The sequence below is a fragment of the Gordonia effusa NBRC 100432 genome, from assembly GCF_000241305.1.
In the GTDB taxonomy this organism is placed as follows: Bacteria; Actinomycetota; Actinomycetes; order Mycobacteriales; family Mycobacteriaceae; genus Gordonia; species Gordonia effusa.
Genome location: NZ_BAEH01000035.1, coordinates 65,624 through 82,686 on the forward strand (window position 1 = coordinate 65,624; position 17,063 = coordinate 82,686).

The 17,063-nt window shown below is 62.4% G+C and carries 18 protein-coding genes and 1 pseudogene; 11 read left to right on the forward strand and 8 right to left on the reverse strand.

All coding sequences use genetic code 11. The annotated features are described in order from the left end of the window. A complete protein-coding gene (locus GOEFS_RS05415) occupies positions 1-2,076 on the forward strand; it encodes a prolyl oligopeptidase family serine peptidase (protein ID WP_007316882.1) in 2,076 nt (691 codons plus the stop codon). Between the two features lie 62 nt (positions 2,077-2,138). On the opposite strand, the gene GOEFS_RS05420 is transcribed toward GOEFS_RS05415, so the two are convergent. Then, the gene (locus tag GOEFS_RS05420; RefSeq protein WP_007316883.1) at positions 2,139-3,803 is read right to left on the reverse strand and encodes a flavin-containing monooxygenase; all 1,665 of its coding nucleotides are present in this window, start codon (positions 3,801-3,803) and stop codon (positions 2,139-2,141) included. A gap of 128 nt (positions 3,804-3,931) precedes the next feature. Here GOEFS_RS05420 and GOEFS_RS05425 point away from each other — a divergent pair, with 128 nt between their 5' ends. Next, complete coding sequence (locus tag GOEFS_RS05425) at positions 3,932-5,275, forward strand: carboxylesterase/lipase family protein (protein WP_007316884.1); 1,344 nt, start codon at positions 3,932-3,934, stop codon at positions 5,273-5,275. 18 nt (positions 5,276-5,293) lie between these two features. On the opposite strand, the gene GOEFS_RS05430 is transcribed toward GOEFS_RS05425, so the two are convergent. The 6 genes from GOEFS_RS05430 to GOEFS_RS05455 form a co-directional block, all read right to left on the reverse strand. Then, positions 5,294-6,109 carry a hypothetical protein gene (locus GOEFS_RS05430; RefSeq protein ID WP_007316885.1) on the reverse strand — a complete coding sequence of 272 codons (816 nt, stop codon included), beginning with the start codon at positions 6,107-6,109 and terminating at the stop codon, positions 5,294-5,296. Between the two features lie 10 nt (positions 6,110-6,119). Then, the gene (gene ppk2, locus GOEFS_RS05435) at positions 6,120-7,067 is read right to left on the reverse strand and encodes a polyphosphate kinase 2 (protein ID WP_040524537.1); all 948 of its coding nucleotides are present in this window, start codon (positions 7,065-7,067) and stop codon (positions 6,120-6,122) included. Between the two features lie 60 nt (positions 7,068-7,127). Further along, on the reverse strand, positions 7,128-7,655 hold the full coding sequence (locus tag GOEFS_RS05440) for a DUF6764 family protein (RefSeq protein ID WP_007316887.1): 528 nt from the start codon (positions 7,653-7,655) through the stop codon (positions 7,128-7,130). Between the two features lie 90 nt (positions 7,656-7,745). Then, positions 7,746-8,189 carry an SRPBCC family protein gene (locus tag GOEFS_RS05445; protein WP_007316888.1) on the reverse strand — a complete coding sequence of 148 codons (444 nt, stop codon included), beginning with the start codon at positions 8,187-8,189 and terminating at the stop codon, positions 7,746-7,748. A 65-nt stretch (positions 8,190-8,254) separates the two neighbouring features. Beyond that, on the reverse strand, positions 8,255-8,929 hold the full coding sequence (locus tag GOEFS_RS05450) for a DUF4166 domain-containing protein (protein WP_007316889.1): 675 nt from the start codon (positions 8,927-8,929) through the stop codon (positions 8,255-8,257). 130 nt (positions 8,930-9,059) lie between these two features. Then, positions 9,060-9,656, reverse strand: a complete 597-nt coding sequence (locus tag GOEFS_RS05455) for a TetR/AcrR family transcriptional regulator (RefSeq protein WP_007316890.1) — start codon at positions 9,654-9,656, stop codon at positions 9,060-9,062. Between the two features lie 30 nt (positions 9,657-9,686). On the opposite strand from GOEFS_RS05455, the gene GOEFS_RS05460 reads away from it, so the two are divergent. The 4 genes from GOEFS_RS05460 (at position 9,687) to GOEFS_RS05475 (ending at position 12,717) form a co-directional block, all read left to right on the forward strand. Continuing rightward, on the forward strand, positions 9,687-10,190 hold the full coding sequence (locus GOEFS_RS05460; protein WP_040524538.1) for a PaaI family thioesterase: 504 nt from the start codon (positions 9,687-9,689) through the stop codon (positions 10,188-10,190). A gap of 76 nt (positions 10,191-10,266) precedes the next feature. Continuing rightward, positions 10,267-11,049: a DUF1266 domain-containing protein gene (locus tag GOEFS_RS05465; RefSeq protein ID WP_007316892.1), complete on the forward strand. Its 783-nt coding sequence runs from the start codon at positions 10,267-10,269 to the stop codon at positions 11,047-11,049. Further along, a complete protein-coding gene (locus GOEFS_RS05470; RefSeq protein WP_007316893.1) occupies positions 11,046-11,810 on the forward strand; it encodes a DUF1266 domain-containing protein in 765 nt (254 codons plus the stop codon). The genes GOEFS_RS05465 and GOEFS_RS05470 overlap by 4 nt, the downstream gene beginning before the upstream one ends. 16 nt (positions 11,811-11,826) lie before the next feature. Continuing rightward, a complete protein-coding gene (locus GOEFS_RS05475) occupies positions 11,827-12,717 on the forward strand; it encodes a DUF1266 domain-containing protein (protein WP_007316894.1) in 891 nt (296 codons plus the stop codon). A gap of 82 nt (positions 12,718-12,799) precedes the next feature. On the opposite strand, the gene groL is transcribed toward GOEFS_RS05475, so the two are convergent. After that, on the reverse strand, positions 12,800-14,425 hold the full coding sequence (gene groL, locus GOEFS_RS05480) for a chaperonin GroEL (protein WP_007316895.1): 1,626 nt from the start codon (positions 14,423-14,425) through the stop codon (positions 12,800-12,802). A gap of 251 nt (positions 14,426-14,676) precedes the next feature. Between groL and GOEFS_RS05485 the strand changes: the two genes are divergently transcribed. From GOEFS_RS05485 to GOEFS_RS05505, 5 genes and pseudogenes are all read left to right on the forward strand, one after another. After that, a complete protein-coding gene (locus GOEFS_RS05485) occupies positions 14,677-15,309 on the forward strand; it encodes a DUF4178 domain-containing protein (protein WP_007316896.1) in 633 nt (210 codons plus the stop codon). A gap of 10 nt (positions 15,310-15,319) precedes the next feature. Further along, a complete protein-coding gene (locus GOEFS_RS05490; RefSeq protein WP_007316897.1) occupies positions 15,320-15,826 on the forward strand; it encodes a DUF2617 family protein in 507 nt (168 codons plus the stop codon). Continuing rightward, entirely contained in the window at positions 15,823-16,311 is a 489-nt protein-coding gene (locus GOEFS_RS05495; protein WP_007316898.1) for a DUF4247 domain-containing protein, read from the forward strand. Before GOEFS_RS05490 ends, GOEFS_RS05495 begins: the two co-directional genes overlap by 4 nt. A 49-nt stretch (positions 16,312-16,360) precedes the next feature. Further along, positions 16,361-16,786, forward strand: coding sequence for a DUF350 domain-containing protein (locus tag GOEFS_RS05500; RefSeq protein ID WP_007316899.1), 426 nt, complete (start codon positions 16,361-16,363; stop codon positions 16,784-16,786). Next, positions 16,783-17,063, forward strand: a pseudogene (locus tag GOEFS_RS05505) (polyamine aminopropyltransferase); the annotation flags it as partial. The gene GOEFS_RS05500 and the pseudogene GOEFS_RS05505, both read left to right, overlap by 4 nt.

Below are 17,063 nucleotides of genomic sequence, written 5' to 3' on the forward strand. Positions count from 1 at the left end.
GTGACCGATACCGACCATGACCCCTACCTCTGGCTCGAAGACGTTACCGGCGACGAAGCCCTCGCCTGGGTACGCGCGCACAACGAGCCCACCGTCGATGCGCTGACCGGGACAGCGCGCTTCGCCGAACTCCAGGATCAGACGCTCGCTATCCTCGACTCGGACGACCGAATCCCCTACGCGGCACGTCGCGGCGCCTACCTCTACAACTTCTGGCGCGATGCGAAAAACCCCAAAGGCCTATGGCGGCGAACAACTTTGGAGTCGTACCAGAGTGATACACCCGAATGGGATGTCATCGTCGACGTCGACGAACTCAGTCGCGTCGAAGACGAGAATTGGGTCTGGCACGGCGGCACCATTTTGCGGTCGACGCTGACCCCCGGCGACAACCCCGACGAACAGTACCGACACGCGCTCGTCTCCCTTTCTCGCGGCGGCGCGGATGCGACCGTGATCCGCGAGTTCGACCTGGTGACGAGGACCTGGATCGACCCGGCCGACGGTGGGTTCACCCTGCCGGAGAACAAGTCTCGCGTCAGTTGGATCGACGAAGACACCATCTACGTCGGCACCGATTTCGGTGAACAGCCCGACGGCACGAGTTCGCTGACCGACTCCGGTTACCCCCGAATCGTCAAGAAATGGGTACGGGGAACACCGCTGACCGAGGCTCCGATCGTGTTCAGCGGGGCCACCACCGATGTCGCCGTCAACGCGAGTTACGACGATACTCCTGGCCATGAGCGTCATTTCGCCTCCCGCGCAACAGATTTCTACAACTCCGAGTTGTATGAGATCCGCGGCGGCGAGAATATTCTGATCGACGTACCGACCGACGCGGCCGCTTCCATCCGGCTGAATTGGCTGTTCGTCCTCGCGCGGTCGCCGTGGGAACTCGCCGACGTTACCTACCAGACCGGCACTCTGGTCGTATTCGACTACCTGAAATTTCTCGACGGAAACCGAGACGGCACCGTTCTTTTCACTCCCGACGCACATACGAGTCTTGCCGACTTCTCGTTCACCCGCTCACATTTGATCCTCACGACGTTGCACGACGTCCAGACTCAGCTCGAAATCCGCACGCTCGGCGACTGGACGCCCGTCGAGCTGACTGGACTGCCCCCTGTCGCCACCATCTCCGTTCTCGGCGTAGATCCCGATGTGAGCGATGAGATCTTCTTGAATACAAGCACTTTCACGTTGCCGTCGACGCTCCTGCACGGTGATACGTCTGTGGGTTCGGTATCTCCGATAAAGCAGGCGCCCGAGCAATACGATGCGACGGGTGTCACCGTCGACCAACGCTTCGCGACGTCGGCAGACGGGACGTCGGTGCCGTACTTCGTCGTGCGGCGAGCGGATATCGAATCGGGCCCGACGCTGCTCTACGGCTACGGCGGCTTCGAAAACGCTTTAGTGCCATCCTATTCGTCGGTATCCGGTCGCAACTGGGTCCAGCGCGGCGGAACCTACGTGATCGCCAACATCCGCGGCGGCGGCGAATACGGCCCCGAGTGGCACACCCAGGCAGTGAAAGCCGGGCGGCATAAGGTCTACGAGGACTTCGCGGCGGTGGCCGCAGAACTCGTCCGCGATGGCGTGACGACCGTGGAACAGCTTGGTGCACAAGGTGGTTCGAATGGCGGATTGCTGATGGGCGTGATGTTGACGCGGTATCCAGAGCTGTTCGGTGCCCTGGTGTGCCAGGTGCCACTCATCGACATGCGGCGCTATCACAAGCTGCTCGCGGGTGCCTCGTGGATGGCCGAGTACGGTGACCCCGACAACCCCGACGAATGGGAGTTCATCCGACCATTCTCGCCGTATCAAAACATCTCCGCCGACGTCGACTACCCGGAAATCCTGGTGACCACATCAACCCGGGACGACCGCGTCCACCCGGCCCACGCCCGCAAACTCGTTGCGCGCCTTGAGGAAACGGGTCACAAACCGCACTACTACGAGAATATCGAGGGTGGCCACGGCGGCGCCGCAGACAATAAGCAGGCAGCCTTCATGTCCGCTTTGGCCTACGAATTTCTTTGGGAGACGCTAACTTCCGCCAACTAGACTGAGGCGGTCGGTGTCGAATCATCTCCGACACCGACCGCCTCGACTCAAGCTACAACCAGTTATGCGCCCTTATTCGGCAGCGTGTCGTACTTGTAGACGTCCTTGTTGTAGAAACGGTTCTGCCACCACATCGTGAACTGTCCTTCAGGACGAACCAGAGCGGAGTCGCCCTGGCTGTTGATGTAGAAGGTGTTCGAAGCTCGGCATGCCGAACGGTAACCGGTCTTCTCCACCTTCTGCACACACTTGTGCCAGTAATCGAGATGCGGCTCCTTCTTGACCTCGATACGGGTGGCGCCCCGCTTCTTGGTCTCCTTGATCGCGCGGACGATATGCGCACACGCCGCCTCGATGTAGGAGTGGTAGCTACTCGGGGCATAACCGTACGGGCCGGTTGTCATGAACGCGTTCGGGAAGAACGGTCCCGACACACCCTGGTAGGCCTGCATCCGGTACTTCTCCCAGTACTCGTGCAGCACGACCTCTTCGTCATCGAAGGTGTTCTCGGCGTCGTACCCGACGACGCGGAAGGGAGCGAACGAGCTGGGCTCGGCGACCTGGAAGCCGGTGGCGCAAATGATCGCGTCGAATTCGTGCAGATCCTCCTTGCCGGTGACCAAACCCTTTTTGTCGCCACGCGTGATCGGATCGGTGACCAGTGTGACGTTCGGGCGTTTGAAGGTCGGGAAGTACTTATTCGATACCGAGGGGCGCTTACACCCGATCGGATAGTTCGGAGTCAACCGTTTGGCCAGATCCCAATCGAAACCGACATTCGCCCAGATCCAGGCGCGCTGCACCGGCTTGACGAAGAAGGTGGCAAACGGGAGCATCCACGGCTTCGCCAACTGCACACCACCGCCGACTCCCAGCGAAATCACGCCGCCGGCGACGAACCGGATGATTTTGCGCAGGAAGATGCGGTTCAGCACGAACTGCGTGAACGGCCCGACCTTCCAGTCCGGTTTCGGTGCGGCCCAAATGCCACGACGCTGGAACACGGTCAAGTGGCCCGCGATCTTGGCAACCTCGGGGACGAGCTGCAGTGCCGAAGCACCGGTACCGATCACCGCGACGTTCTTGCCCTCCAACGAGTACTCGTGATCCCACTGCGCCGAGTGCATGACTTTGCCCTCGTATTTTTCGATATCCGGGATATCGGGCAGACGCGGAATCTCCAGACCACCGACAGCCGCGATCACGAAGCGGGCGGTGAACTTGTCACCTTGCTCAGTTTCGACGTGCCAGATGTGGTTGTCCTCGTCCCAGCGACCACCCTTGGCTCCGGTGTTGAGCCGCAGCTTGGAGCCCAGGTCGTTCTTATCGACCAGGCTCTGTGCGTACTTCCGCAGCTCAGATCCCGGCGCGAAGACACGGGACCAGTCGGTGCGCTGGTCAAAGGAGAAGCTGTACACCAATGACGGCACGTCGACGGCCACGCCCGGGTAGGTGTTGGCCCACCAGCAGCCGCCGACACCGTCGTGCTTCTCAAGGATGACAATGTCGGTTACGCCGATGTCTTTGAGTCTGATCGCCGCGCCAAGGCCGCCGAAGCCGGCGCCGACGATCGCCACCTCGTAGTCCGGGGTAATCGGCTTTGATGGCGACTTCGCGGCCGCGGGCGCAGCTGCTGGAGCCTTCGCGTCTGGCTTATTCGCCGCGGGCTTCTTCGCCCCAGGCTTCGCCGCGGCGGCTTTCGCCGGTGCAGCATTCGTTGTGGTCATGCCAGTCCTTCCAAGAAATCGGATGGTTCGATGACCTTGACCATAACCTGTCCCAGACAGATATGGAAAGGGGTGTAATACGTCGCGCGCGTCTACTCTGTAGCGAGATAACAACAAGACTGGGTGAGATGGTGGATGCGACGGTTCTGACAACTAGCGGCACGGTGCGCGGTCACGTTGAAGACACAGTGCTGGTCTTTCGGGACGTGCCTTATGCCACCAGCGCCCGCTTCGGTCCACCTGAGACGGTTGCGGAGTGGGCAGGCGAACGTGCCGTCGCAGACACGCCCATCGCGCCCCAACTCACCTCTCGCTTGGCACCGGTAATGGGTAACGCACCCGAGGGCCATCGCCAATCCGAAGACTGCCAACGTCTCACTATTACGACTCCCGCCGCCGATGGTCAGCGGCGGCCGGTGCTGGTGTGGATTCATGGCGGCGCTTGGGTCACCGGCGCCGGAAGCCTAGGGATATACGGTGGTCACCGCATCGCCAACGAGGGCAACGTCGTTGTTGTCGCCCTCAATTATCGACTCGGGGTACTCGGCTATCTACGGGCCGAAGGTATTTCGGAGGGCAATCACGGTTTGGCCGATCAGCTCGCCGCGCTGCGGTGGGTGCACGACAACATCGCCGCTTTCGGGGGCGACCCGCAGGCGGTAACAGTCGCGGGGCAGTCGGCGGGTGCCCATGCTGTGCAATGTCTTATCGGAATGCCGTTGGCGCGCGGGCTCTTCCGGCGCGCGATTCTCCAGAGTTCGCCGGCCGGGCTAGGTCTGGGCAACACCCGGTCCGCACGCAAGGGTGCCAAGCGTTTTCGCAATGCGCTCGTAGGATCGGCTACAACCGCTCCGACGTCGGCGATTCTGGACGCTCAGTTCATCGCTATGCGGGCCGCCGCGGGCCGACTGGGCCTGGGACTCTCCACCGGAATCGCCCCGGTTCCCGGTGTTGGAGTCTTGCCGAACCTGCCCGAGTGGAAGACCGAAGTCGCGGGCCGCGCACCCGACCTCGACGTCATCATCGGCACCACCGCGCGCGAAGCGGCTGCCTTCTACGTGCCCAACGCCGCCATTGAGCGGCTACGTCGAATCCCAGTACTGGGAGCGATCGCGGCCAACGTGATCGAGCGTGCCGTCAGCACGCTGGTATTCATCCGACCCAGCCGACGACTGGCAGCGCAACTGAGCCATGCCGGTGCGCGCATATGGGTATATCAATTCGACTACGCCGCACCCGATTCGCCATTCGGCGCCTGCCATTGCGCCGAACTCCCGTTCCTTCTCGGCGCCGACAGGGACTGGGCCGAGGCTCCCATGCTCAGGGGTACGCCACCGATGGTCGTCGCCTCTCTTGGCAGCCGGATGCGGACTGCGTGGCTCGACTTCGTCCGAACCGGCGCACCGGACCCTGCCATCGGTTGGGCGAAGTACACACCGAAGACGCCGAATGTGTATCGCTGGACTGCCTGAGACCGCCCAGCTCGACTCCTAGAATCGAAACGCTGCCCGCGCGATCACTCCGACGACGACTACCGCGAGCCCCACGCCTCCCACGACGAGAGCCACCTGGGTCAGATTGTCGACAACGCCGTCGATGGTGATCTCGGCGACCTGGCGGGCACCGCCGTCGGTCGCCGACACCTCCTGCTTGGCCCGATGGGCGAGCAGTGTCGCCAACCCCCACGAGACCGCCGCCGACACAACAGCACCCGCGCCGAGCCAGGCAAGCACGGTCCCGCGCCGGCGAGCTATCAGAAGCGCGAGTAATGCCGCAACGATCGCGACGACCACACTGGTATAGGCGATCCGCGTAATCTGTTGGCTCACATGGTGATAACGGCCCGCTTCGAGGCCATCTCCGGCGCCTCGAGTGATCGGAACCGTGATTGGCCCGGGAATCGTCACCTGCACTCCCGTGGACGCGACGACCCGGTTGACCATATCGGTCAGGTCGAGTTCCATCGCCTTGCCCTGTTGATCGGGCGTCGCCTCGTTGAACAGCCAGGCGTGCTCTTGGCCGGCGATGTCGACGAAGTCCGCCCGGAACTGCGGGCTGGACGTGTAGGCCGAAGCGATCGGTTTGGCGATGGCGCTTGGAACCAGGCCATTGGATCGGTTGCCGACCTGATGGACGATCTCGTCGGCCATATACGACTGCACCTGCGGGTTGGCAGCCATCGTCGCGGCCGTCGAGGAGAAGCCCTCCGGGTCGATCACCCGTTCCTTAATCCACAGCGACGGCAGTGCAACGATGATTGCCGCGATGGCGACCAACGCCGCCAGGCCGCTTACAAAACTACGCACTCCAACTAGGCTACTCACCCACCAGATCGCGGGCACGGCCAACGATCAGCGGGTCGGGCGCGCCGACGAATTCTTCGTTCTTGCCGTCGTAGTCGAAGAGGCTGAGCACATGGCGCATCGCATTGAGACGGGCCCGTTTCTTGTCATTACTCTTGACGATGGTCCACGGTGCGTGATCGGTATCGGTCGCCGCGAACATCTCTTCCTTGGCCGCGGTGTAGCGATCCCATTTGTCCAGCGACGCTAAGTCCATCGGTGACAGTTTCCATTGGCGTACCGGGTCGATCTGGCGGATCGCGAATCGGGTGCGCTGCTCCAGCGGCGTCACCGAGAACCAAAACTTGACCAGATTGACGCCGTCATCGACGAGCATCTTCTCGAACCACGGCACCTGCTGGAGGAAAAGGCTGTGCTGTTCCTCCGTGCAGAAACCCATGACTCGTTCGACGCCGGCCCGGTTGTACCAAGAGCGATCGAAGAACACCATCTCCCCGCTGGCGGGAAGATGCTGCACATAGCGCTGGAAATACCACTCGGTGGCTTCCCGCTCACTCGGCTTCTCAAGTGCGACAACATGTGCACCGCGCGGATTGAGATGCTCGTTGAAGCGTTTGATGGTGCCGCCCTTGCCGGCGGCGTCGCGTCCCTCGAAGACCAGCAAATGCCGCTGCCCGGTCTTCTTGGACCACTTCTGCAGTTTGAGGAGTTCGATCTGTAGACGACGCTTGGTCACTTCGTACTCGCGACGGCTCATCCGCTCGTCGTATGGGTAGTCCTCACGCCACGTGTCTACGACGTTGCGTTCGGGCAGCGTCAACAGGATCGGGTCGTCGTCATCGTCGTCGTTCACCGCGAAACCCGAAGTATCAGCGAGGTCGACGAGTTGCTGTAGCGCCTCGCGCCCGGATACCGCACTGAAGTCGGGTCCGACTAATTTCAACTCATCCAGATCAGTCATCACCCAACGGTAAGCAGCAGCGGCGAACGGGGTATGTCTTCCGGGTAAACACGACCCGACTCAGTTCTGGTAGTAGAACGATCCCGAGCGCACGCACATCTTGCCGGTCGAACTCTCGTACGCCGCGGCGAATCCGCCGATGCAGGCGGTCCCCTTGGGGCTGGCATACGCTTCACCGGCCCAGCCGCCGATAGCCACCGCTGTTGCTCCGCGCTTGGCCTGCGCGACCGATTGCGCCGACGGGCCGGTCGTCACCGAGTAGGCGTTGCCCCGAGTGTTGGCTCCGGCGAGTGCGGTCGACCCCGGCTGGAGGTTGCGCGAATGTGCGTTGCCGCCGTTGTCGGCAACCGAGATAGCGGTTCCACCCGACGACGAGTCCTCGGCACTGGCCTTACTGCCCTTGCCCGCGGTCGCGGCACACGCACTCTTGCCGACGATCTTCTGAACCCGATGGCCGTTTTCGACATTGCACGAAGTTCCGGCATTCGCGGTACCGCCACCCAGCGTCATCAGGAACGCCACCGCGGCGATCGCAATCGCCGCCCCGACGAACCGCGCTGTGCACTTTCCAAAAGCGTTGGTACGCAATGCTTTACACTCCTCACCGAGCCGGCCCCGCTGACCGGTCAACGCTCGCCAGCCTACCTCCACAACCGGCCGTCGGGCCAACTAACGGACTTAACCCGCCGCGCGGCGTTTGACCTCAGCTGACAAACCCTTCTTCGCGGTGTCTACCGCGACCTTTTGGGCTTGTCGCACAAGGAGTCCCGGCAATTTCACCTTGAGTTCAACTTCCAGCTCGAACTGCACGTGCGCGCCGCCACCTTTGCCCTCGGTCACCGTGTAGACCCCGTGCTGCGAACTGAGCTGACTGCCCTCGACGAGATCCCACGTGCACGTATTCTCGGTCCAGGTGTAGTCGAGTAACTGATCGTCGGAAATCGGCCCCAGCGACACCGACACCTGCACCCGCTTCGGCGCACCGTCCTCATGCTCTTCGAGCACGGCTGCCGACTTGTGCGGACCCGACCATTCAGGCAGGGATTCCACATCCATCAGAACTTCCATAACCACCGAAGGTGGTGCATCAACGTCGAATTCGGTTTTCGCGGAAACAGGCATGCAGGCAACCTACCATCGCGACATCCCCGTCGGAGCAAAGCCGACGGAGCCCGCGGATCCCGGTTTCACCTCTCCCGATCGACTAAGTTGACCGGCCAGGCTTCGTCGGGGATGTCGGCAAGTGCGCACGGCTCGTCCACGGCGGTGAACCACCCTCGGTAATGCAGGACTTCGCCGATAACGGGATTGCGCACGATCGCGTCACAACGGAACCGCTGCCGGGTGTCATCCCAGCCCTCGGTGTACTTCATCTCCAGGACGAATGGCCCCTTCATGCCGAGTTTGGGACCGCGCAACCACCGCATCGGGCCACTTTCCAGCAGCAAGTCACCGTGTTCGGTCGATGACGCCGCAATTGGATACAACAGTTCGGGCCCATCGCCGAAGTAGTCGACCAGACCTCCGCGCCCGGACACCAGCACCGAATTGAGTTTCCTTGTGCCAGAGGTGTATTCGAAAGTTCGCAACACCGCGAGACATTCTCGCCCGAGCTCGTCGACGTAGCAATAGTTCTCCTGCGTGAAGGGCACCATGCGACTCGACTTGCTGGGCAACGCATTTCGATTGCCGTAATACCACGTGATGGGCGGTGGCACCGCGGCCGAGATATAGATGGACTCCATGATTCCGGTCATCTTCTGTGCGACCGCCGACGTCGAGTCGATCCCGTAGCGCCACTGCATATTCGGGTGCAGCCGCTCAAAGTCGGAACCCAGTGCGGCGCGATAAACCGGCGTCATGGGGCGGATCTTTCCATACCCAGCGACAGTACCGGGTGTTCAGCCGCCTCCCGCCGAACCGACAATCTTCGCGACGAAATAGATGGGCGACCGGCTCCAGCAGATCAACCCCGGCTGAGAACCTTCCCCGTCAGGTAGCGGCGGCCGATTCGCACAACGCCTGCAATTCGACGATTACGTCGTCGAGCGGAGTCACCCGACGTTGCGTCTGACACAGTCCGACGGCGCCCTCGATCGCGGAGATGATCAAATTCGCCAACGACTGAGCGCGCTCGCGCGGCACACCGTCGTCGGCGAGACGGTTGGTGATCAGCGCGGTCCATTCGGCGAAAATCTCCAGCGCCTCGTCGGCAACCGCTGGCTCGGCGTTACGAGCCAAACCGCCGGCGAGGACCGGGCAGCCGAATTGGAAGTCGCTATCGATGAGCATTCGCCGCCACACCGCTCCGATGTCGGCGACGGTGTCCGCCGGGGAATCACTTCGCCGCCCCGCGATTCGGCGGGCGATGAACTCCCCCGCGTATCGGACCGCCTCGACCATCAGCTCGGATTTGCCCCGGGGAAAGTGATGGTAGATCGACCCGCGGGGCGCCTTACTCGCGGCGAGGACATCACCGATCGACGTAGCACTGACGCCGTCGCGCCCGATCAGATCAGCGGCACTGATAACCATGCGCTCACGAGGACCACGTGCGCTGCCGTTCTCGGCAACCGGAATCTCCGCCATTTCGACCCACTTTCCTCCGCTCGACTATCTATGTCATCATACATAGTCATGCAGACAGATTCACCAACAACACCCGAATCGGCACCATCGCACACCGCCGATCCACTGAGCTTCTCGGGACTCGACCTGATGCGCGCCTGGGCGGCCAACCCGGGCCTCGACCATCCCAGCATCGGACGACTGCTGGGGATGCGTCCGGTCTCGATCGACGAAGGCTCGGTAAGTTTTGCCGTCACCCCCAAACCCGACTTCGCCAACCCGCTCGGCAGCGTGCACGGCGGTATCTGCGCCACCTTGCTCGACTCGGTGATGGGGTGCGCGGTCCACACGACATTGCCGGCCGGCGTGGGCTACACGACTCTCGAACTCAAGGTGAATTACATCCGGACGGTCGCCGTCGACGCCAGTGACCTCACCGGCGTCGGGACCACCATTCATGTCGGTCGCCGCACCGCGACCGCCGAGGGCAAGGTCTTCTCCGCCGACGGCAAGTTGGTTGCCCACGGCACCACGACGTGCATCATCTTGCGCTGAGCGCCTCTCGATGATCGCTGGCGATGCGATATGTTGCTGACAACAAAGTCAACATTCAGTCGTTGAGGAGTTGCCCGTGACATCCGGATTCGCGTCGATCCTTACGTCCGCCGCCGCGCCGACGCACGGACCAGCTGCGGCGGCGCTTGCGCTCGGAGCACCGCTGGCCGTCGAGTTTGGTGTGTACTGGAATAGTCCCGAGCGACCGGGTGCGGCTCCCGGCACGGTCGACGCGACCGTCGAGGAAAAACTTACCCTGGCTCGTCGATGGCAGATCACCAGCGCCGATTCGTGGTTCACCACGACTGATCGAATGATTCGTGGCGAACATATTCGCACCCAGCCCGCCGAGACCGCGCTCGATATTCGCGACGAAGTACTTGAGCGCTCTGGTGACGCTTACCTCGACATCGACGATTGGTTGAGCGCCGTCGACGCTCACGCCACCAAATCCGGCTGGGATCCCGACCGTTCCGATCTGGTGATGCGCCTGGCCGTCAAGGCCTTCTACGCCGAACAACAACTCGCGACCGACGGTTTGCTGCCGGCCGGCCAACACGTGGTGACGATGTTCGCTCATGATCTGACGATCGCCGCGTACCTCACGCAGGCCGGCGCCCGGATGGGTTTCACCAACCCGTCGACGGTCGGGCAGATGACCGCCGCGATCGGCCATAACGCCGCTGGCGTCTTCACCTCATGGGAGACATTCGCGGCGTCGTACGCGATGGCGGCGACGATGCTGTATGGCGGCTATCCGGTCGACGGTCCATACACCGGGGCGGTCGCGATGATGCGACTGCTGACCACAGACCCGCTAAGCCCGTGGACCAATATCCCGTTTCCGACCGGCACGTGACAACGATCTCCGTCGACCCGAATGGACCGCTCTACGACGAGCTCGCCCAGTCGCTGGCCCTCGACGCTCAGTCGGCGGCCATCGGAGAAGTCGCGTGGAACGCGGTCGCTATTCCGGGAATCTCCGCCTATGAGACCCGAATCATCCTGTCCCGCAATGGGATAAATAGCGCTTCGGATTGGGTTACGAACCTCGGCGACACTCTCAAGCCCGATTCGCTCGGCGATATCGCCTTCGTTATGGAGGCCCGCGCGGAGATGATGCGTCGCGACGGGCACCTGGTAAGCACCGACCACTGGCTCGATGAACTTCACCGGTATCTGACCGAAACCGACCAGCCGATCGCCGCACACGACTCGGTGGACCGTATCTGCCCGAACATCGTCGAGGTGGACGGCTGGATCGCCGACGCCGGGCTTCTGCCGTCGGGGACCGTGCTCCGATCGGTCACCGGCATGCAGATCGCTCGCGCGGTGACCGTCGTGCGATGGGGCGCACAGTCGGGCTACGGCGACCGGTCTGCGGTGCGACAGGGACTGCTTGCCGCACGGGATCTGGCGGGCAAGCATTTCGCGGACTGGGCGGAGTTTGGCACATCGGTACTCGCTGGACTGATTCTCCATACCTCGCCGGCAGATCAGAAATCTCGCTGGGATGCCGAATTACCCACCCTGACAACACTATTGACCGCCTCGGATAGTCCGTGGCGCAATCTCGATTTTCCGCTGACCCACGATTTCACCGGTTTGGCCGACTGGTGAGCTGAGAGGACGACAGATGGCACTGTTCGGCAAATCCCGTAAAGACACTTCCGCAGCCGACACTGACGACGAAAAATGGGACTGGGGGAAAGACGACAGTCCCGAGAAACTCGCCGAAGTCATGGCGCGCGACTTCACCTCGGCGCCGCTGCCAGTCGAAGTGGATGGCTACCTGTATGGCCCTGTCGCACAGGGGCTTGCCATGTCGGGGCCGATGGTCGCCTCGACCGATGGCATCTGGAATTCGTTGACCGACGTAGGCACTCTGTCCGCCGACAACGTGCGCTACATCCTCAACGATATGTGGGGCATCAACGACGCCGAAGTGTGGATGGACCGGCTGAACCGCCTCGTGTCATCCGGGTACGGCAAATGGATCGCGTATCACGCTGCCGATATTCGGCGCGACGCCAAGCGCGTCCGCGACCTACCTACTCTCGACGACCTCACCTGGGAGCGGGCGATACGCGAGGAGGCCGCGCGAAACGAAACGTGGTCGGAATACGCCGACGCAACCGTCGAAGCAATTCCGGGCATCCGCGCCGCGGAAGACACTTTGCGCCGCGCACGTCTGCTGGCCGCCGATGAGGAGGTGGAAGCGCTCGACGCATATGACTACGTTCGCGCGGGCAACCTCGCGCGGTGGGGTGTCCTGCAGGGCTGGGGCGAACCGCAGATCGTGCTCAATGTCGCGCTCGCGACCCGCGACGCGGCACTCGAGCGCTACTCCTCGTGGCGTGCCTACGGCCTTGGTATGAGTGCGGGCCGCATCGTGACGTATCCCGAAACGTGGGGCAAGGATGTGGTCGACACGATCGAATGGGTCCGTCCGTTCCTCGACTCGGTCCACTCCCCGTGGAACCACTTGCCGTTCCCAACCGAGCCACTGTCCAGGCCTGAGGAATAGCGCCGAAAGCCACTGGCCGGCCACTCGATGTGAGTGACCGGCCAGTGTGAAACGCGTTGTGCGCGTTAGGTTTCTGATCAGATCAGAAGCCCATACCGCCCATCTCGTCGCCACCCGGCATTGCCGGTGCGGCAGCCTTCTCCGGCTTGTCGGCGACGACAGCCTCGGTGGTGAGGAACAGAGCGGCGATCGAAGCAGCGTTCTGCAGCGCCGAACGGGTGACCTTGACCGGGTCGTTGATGCCGGCGGCCAGCAGGTCCTCGTAGGTGTTGGTGCCGGCGTTCAGGCCGGTGCCAACGGGCGAGTTGCGGACCTTGTCGGCGACAACACCGGGCTCGAGGCCCGCGTTGATGGCGATCTGCTTGGCCGGAGCCTCCAGTGCGACGCGAACGATATTCGCACCGGTTGCCTCGTCACCTTCCAGCGACAGACCGTCGATGGCCGACTCGGACTGCAGAAGAGCGACGCCACCACCGGCGACGATGCCCTCTTCGACAGCAGCCTTGGCGTTACGCACGGCATCTTCGATGCGGTGCTTGCGCTCCTTGAGCTCGACCTCGGTCGCGGCGCCGGCCTTGATGACCGCAACACCGCCGGCCAGCTTGGCCAGACGTTCCTGCAGCTTCTCGCGGTCGTAATCCGAGTCGCTCTTCTCGATCTCGGCACGGATCTGCGCAACGCGACCGGCGATGGCGTCGGCGTCGCCGGCACCCTCGACGATGGTGGTCTCATCCTTGGTGATGACGACCTTGCGAGCGGTGCCCAGCAGCTCCAGACCAGCGGTCTCCAGCGAGAGGCCGACCTCTTCGCTGATGACCTCGCCACCGGTGAGGATGGCGATGTCGGCCAGCATGGCCTTGCGGCGGTCACCGAAGCCCGGTGCCTTGACGGCGACGGACTTGAAGGTGCCCTTGAGCTTATTGACGATGAGGGTCGACAGAGCCTCGCCCTCGACATCCTCGGCGATGATGACCAGCGGCTTGCCGGCCTGGATGACCTTCTCCAGCAGCGGCAGCAGGTCCTTGATGGTCGACACCTTGCTCGAGACGAGCAGGATGTACGCGTCTTCGAGGACGGCTTCCTGGCGCTCGGCGTCGGTCACGAAGTAGGCCGAGATGTAGCCCTTGTCGAACCGCATGCCCTCGGTGAGCTCGAGCTGCAGGCCGAAGGTGTTCGACTCCTCGACGGTGATGACACCCTCGTTGCCGACCTTGTCCATCGCCTCGGCGATCAAATCGCCGATCGACTGGTCACCGGCGGAGATACCCGCGGTGGCAGCGATCTGCTCTTTGGTCTCGATTTCGGTTGCGCTCTTGAGCAGCGACTCGGTGACGGCCTCGACGGCCTTCTCAATGCCGCGCTTCAGGCCGAGCGGGTTGGCGCCGGCAGCGACGTTGCGCAGACCTTCGCGAACCAGAGCCTGAGCCAGAACGGTGGCGGTGGTGGTGCCGTCGCCCGCGACATCGTCAGTCTTCTTGGCGACTTCCTTGACCAGCTCAGCGCCGATCTTCTCGTAAGGCTCCTCCAGCTCGATCTCCTTGGCGATGGAAACACCATCGTTGGTGATCGTGGGGGCGCCCCACTTCTTTTCCAGTACGACGTTGCGACCCTTGGGGCCCAACGTCACCTTGACAGCGTCGGCGAGGGCATTGAGGCCCCGCTCGAGGCCACGGCGTGCCTCTTCGTCGAACGCAATGATCTTGGCCATTGGTAAGTGATCCTCCGGATACGGGGTGACACTAGGTTTGTTATGGCCGGAACATCGGTGCCCGCGACGGACGACCGGCGTGTCAAACGGACCGGTCTCACCGTCCCGACCTGGCACTCACGGTAGTAGAGTGCCAGTACCGTTTTTAGCACTCGAGTGCCGAGAGTGCAAGGCGATGGCAGTCATTCATGCGTACTCATCACCAGCCATTCGGTCGACCAGGCTCATTCCGGACATATAGGGTCGTCGGCGTGGATATCGCCATAATCCTTATCGTCGCGCTGCTCGCGGTCATCGCCGTATTCGTGATTTTCAATTTCCTCGGAAATCGCAAGTTACGGCAGGCGGAGGAGGAGGCCCTCCGCAACCGCACCTACCGTCCTGGCGACCCGTTCTCCTCCGCCGATGACGACGCGGTGCACGGCAATCCGCGCGACCTCAAACCCGGCGATCTCATCGAGATTCGCGGACAGACCTTCGCGGTCCGCGGAACAGTGCGCCTCACCCAAGACGGCTATGTCTGGACCGAGAATTTCATCGACACCGGCACCGGCCGCAAAGCGTGGATTTCCGTCGAAGACGATCCCGATCTCGAAGTCGTTCTCTGGACTGAACTCACCGGCGTCGTCGTGGCACCGGGACCACCGACGATCGACGTCGAAGGCCGCCGATATGCTTTCGACGAAGAAGGCCGTGCGCGCTTCACTTCGGTGGGGACCACCGGTGTGTCTGGCACGGGCAATATGGCCTATCACGATTATCAGGCGGGGAATGATCGGTTGTCGTTCGAGGATTACGGTTCGGGCTGGGAATGCGCCCGCGGCGAAGTGCTCTCCCACGCCGAGTACCGGATCTACCCGTCCAACCCCGCACCCGAGGCGTGAGGCCTGCGAGATGACGATGCACACCCTGACGGTCCCCTATGTCGACACGCGCTCGGAGCAGCTGACACTTGCCATCGGCGAACCAGCGTTGCCCGCGCTCGCTCGGCGCGAATGGCTATTCGCCGACATCACCCTTGATCTGCGACTGCTGGGTGCTAGTCATCAGGTCGTCGTGTCAGGTCGCGTGGCATTCTCCGAAACCGTCGCCTGTCTCCCCGACCGGCCGGATACCTTGCCGACCGAGTTTCGCAGCGGCCCATACCGATTCGACGCCCAGACCATTACGGCGTCCGGCCGCGTATTGAACGACACCGTCGAAGATCTCACCGCCCGTTCTGAGATCGCGGACGCGGCGGGCGACCCCGTGCTCATCGCCCAGTTTCCCCGGTATCCGCTCGCGGTGACGGCTGTATTCGCTCAGTTCGATGACGACGTGCTGACCTGGCAGAGTTGGCACGTATACCCGCAATCCGGTGAGATCGTTCGCACCCGCTCTCAATTGGATTGCGCCGCATGACTACTCCGGATCCCAGACGCAAGCTCTTCATCGTCCGCAACATCATCGTGGGCGTCATCGTCTTGATCGCGGGTCTATTGGTGATCGGCTCCTGCGGCAGCGGATCCACCAGTGCGCGCAACTATATCTCCGGCCACTATCAGCGCGACGCGTCACTCGACGAGGCGAACCAAACCGCCTATATCGCCGACGGCACACCGGATTCGGTTGCGTCGGCGATTTCCAACGCGGAGCGGCCGACCGATAATCGAAGCGGAGCAACCACCGCCGGCAATATCAGCGGCACCCGATTCCTGCAGTATCCGGACTACCTCGTCGCCCTCTTTCCTTATGCCGCAGGCAAATCCAAGGTGATGTTGAGTAAGGACTACACCTCGGGCTATCACCACTACCACAACTATGTCGGCGGCTACTGGGTCCCGACGCCGCATTATTCGGGCTCCGGCTCCGGAAACCGTGGCGGCGGAAGTGGCAGCGGCAAATGACACTAACTATTCCCACCGCATCGACACCTCAACCTGCTAGGAGCGCATCGTGTTGACTCGAATCATTGAGAATTCTTATGCCGCAGCGGCTTACAGTGCCTCGGGCATTGCCTTGATGGTCGCGTCCTTCGCGGTCGTCGATCTCCTAACCCCGGGAAACCTGCGCCATCAGCTGTGGTTCGACCGCAATCGCAACGCGGGAATTCTCGTCGGATCCAACCTGGCCGCTATCGCGCTGATCATCGTCGCCGCGATCACGGCAAGCGAAGGCCGTCTCGGTGAAGGGCTGTTGTACACGGTCATCTACACCGCGATCGGGATTGTGCTGATGGCGATTACCTTCTTGCTCATCGATTTGGTGACCCCGGGCAAGCTCGGCGAGTTGTTGGTCGACGTGAATCCGCATCCGGCGGTGTGGGTACAGGCGGTGGCACACATCGGAATCGCGCTGATCATCAGCGCGTCCATCCTGTGACGGTCGAGCCTCCCTCAATTCCGAATGCGCGGTTTGCCCGCGCCGCGCTACTCGGTGTGGTCTTCGTTTGCGCCGCGTGCGGTCTTGCCTACGAACTCGCACTCATCTCACTTGGCTCCTTCCTGATCGGCAATACCGCAACCCAAGCGTCAATCGTGTTGGCGGTCATGGTGTTTGCGATGGGAATTGGGTCGCTTGCGGCCAAACCTCTTCAGCGCCACGCCGCAACCGCGTTCGCGGTCATCGAACTAGCGCTAGCCCTCCTTGGCGGACTGTC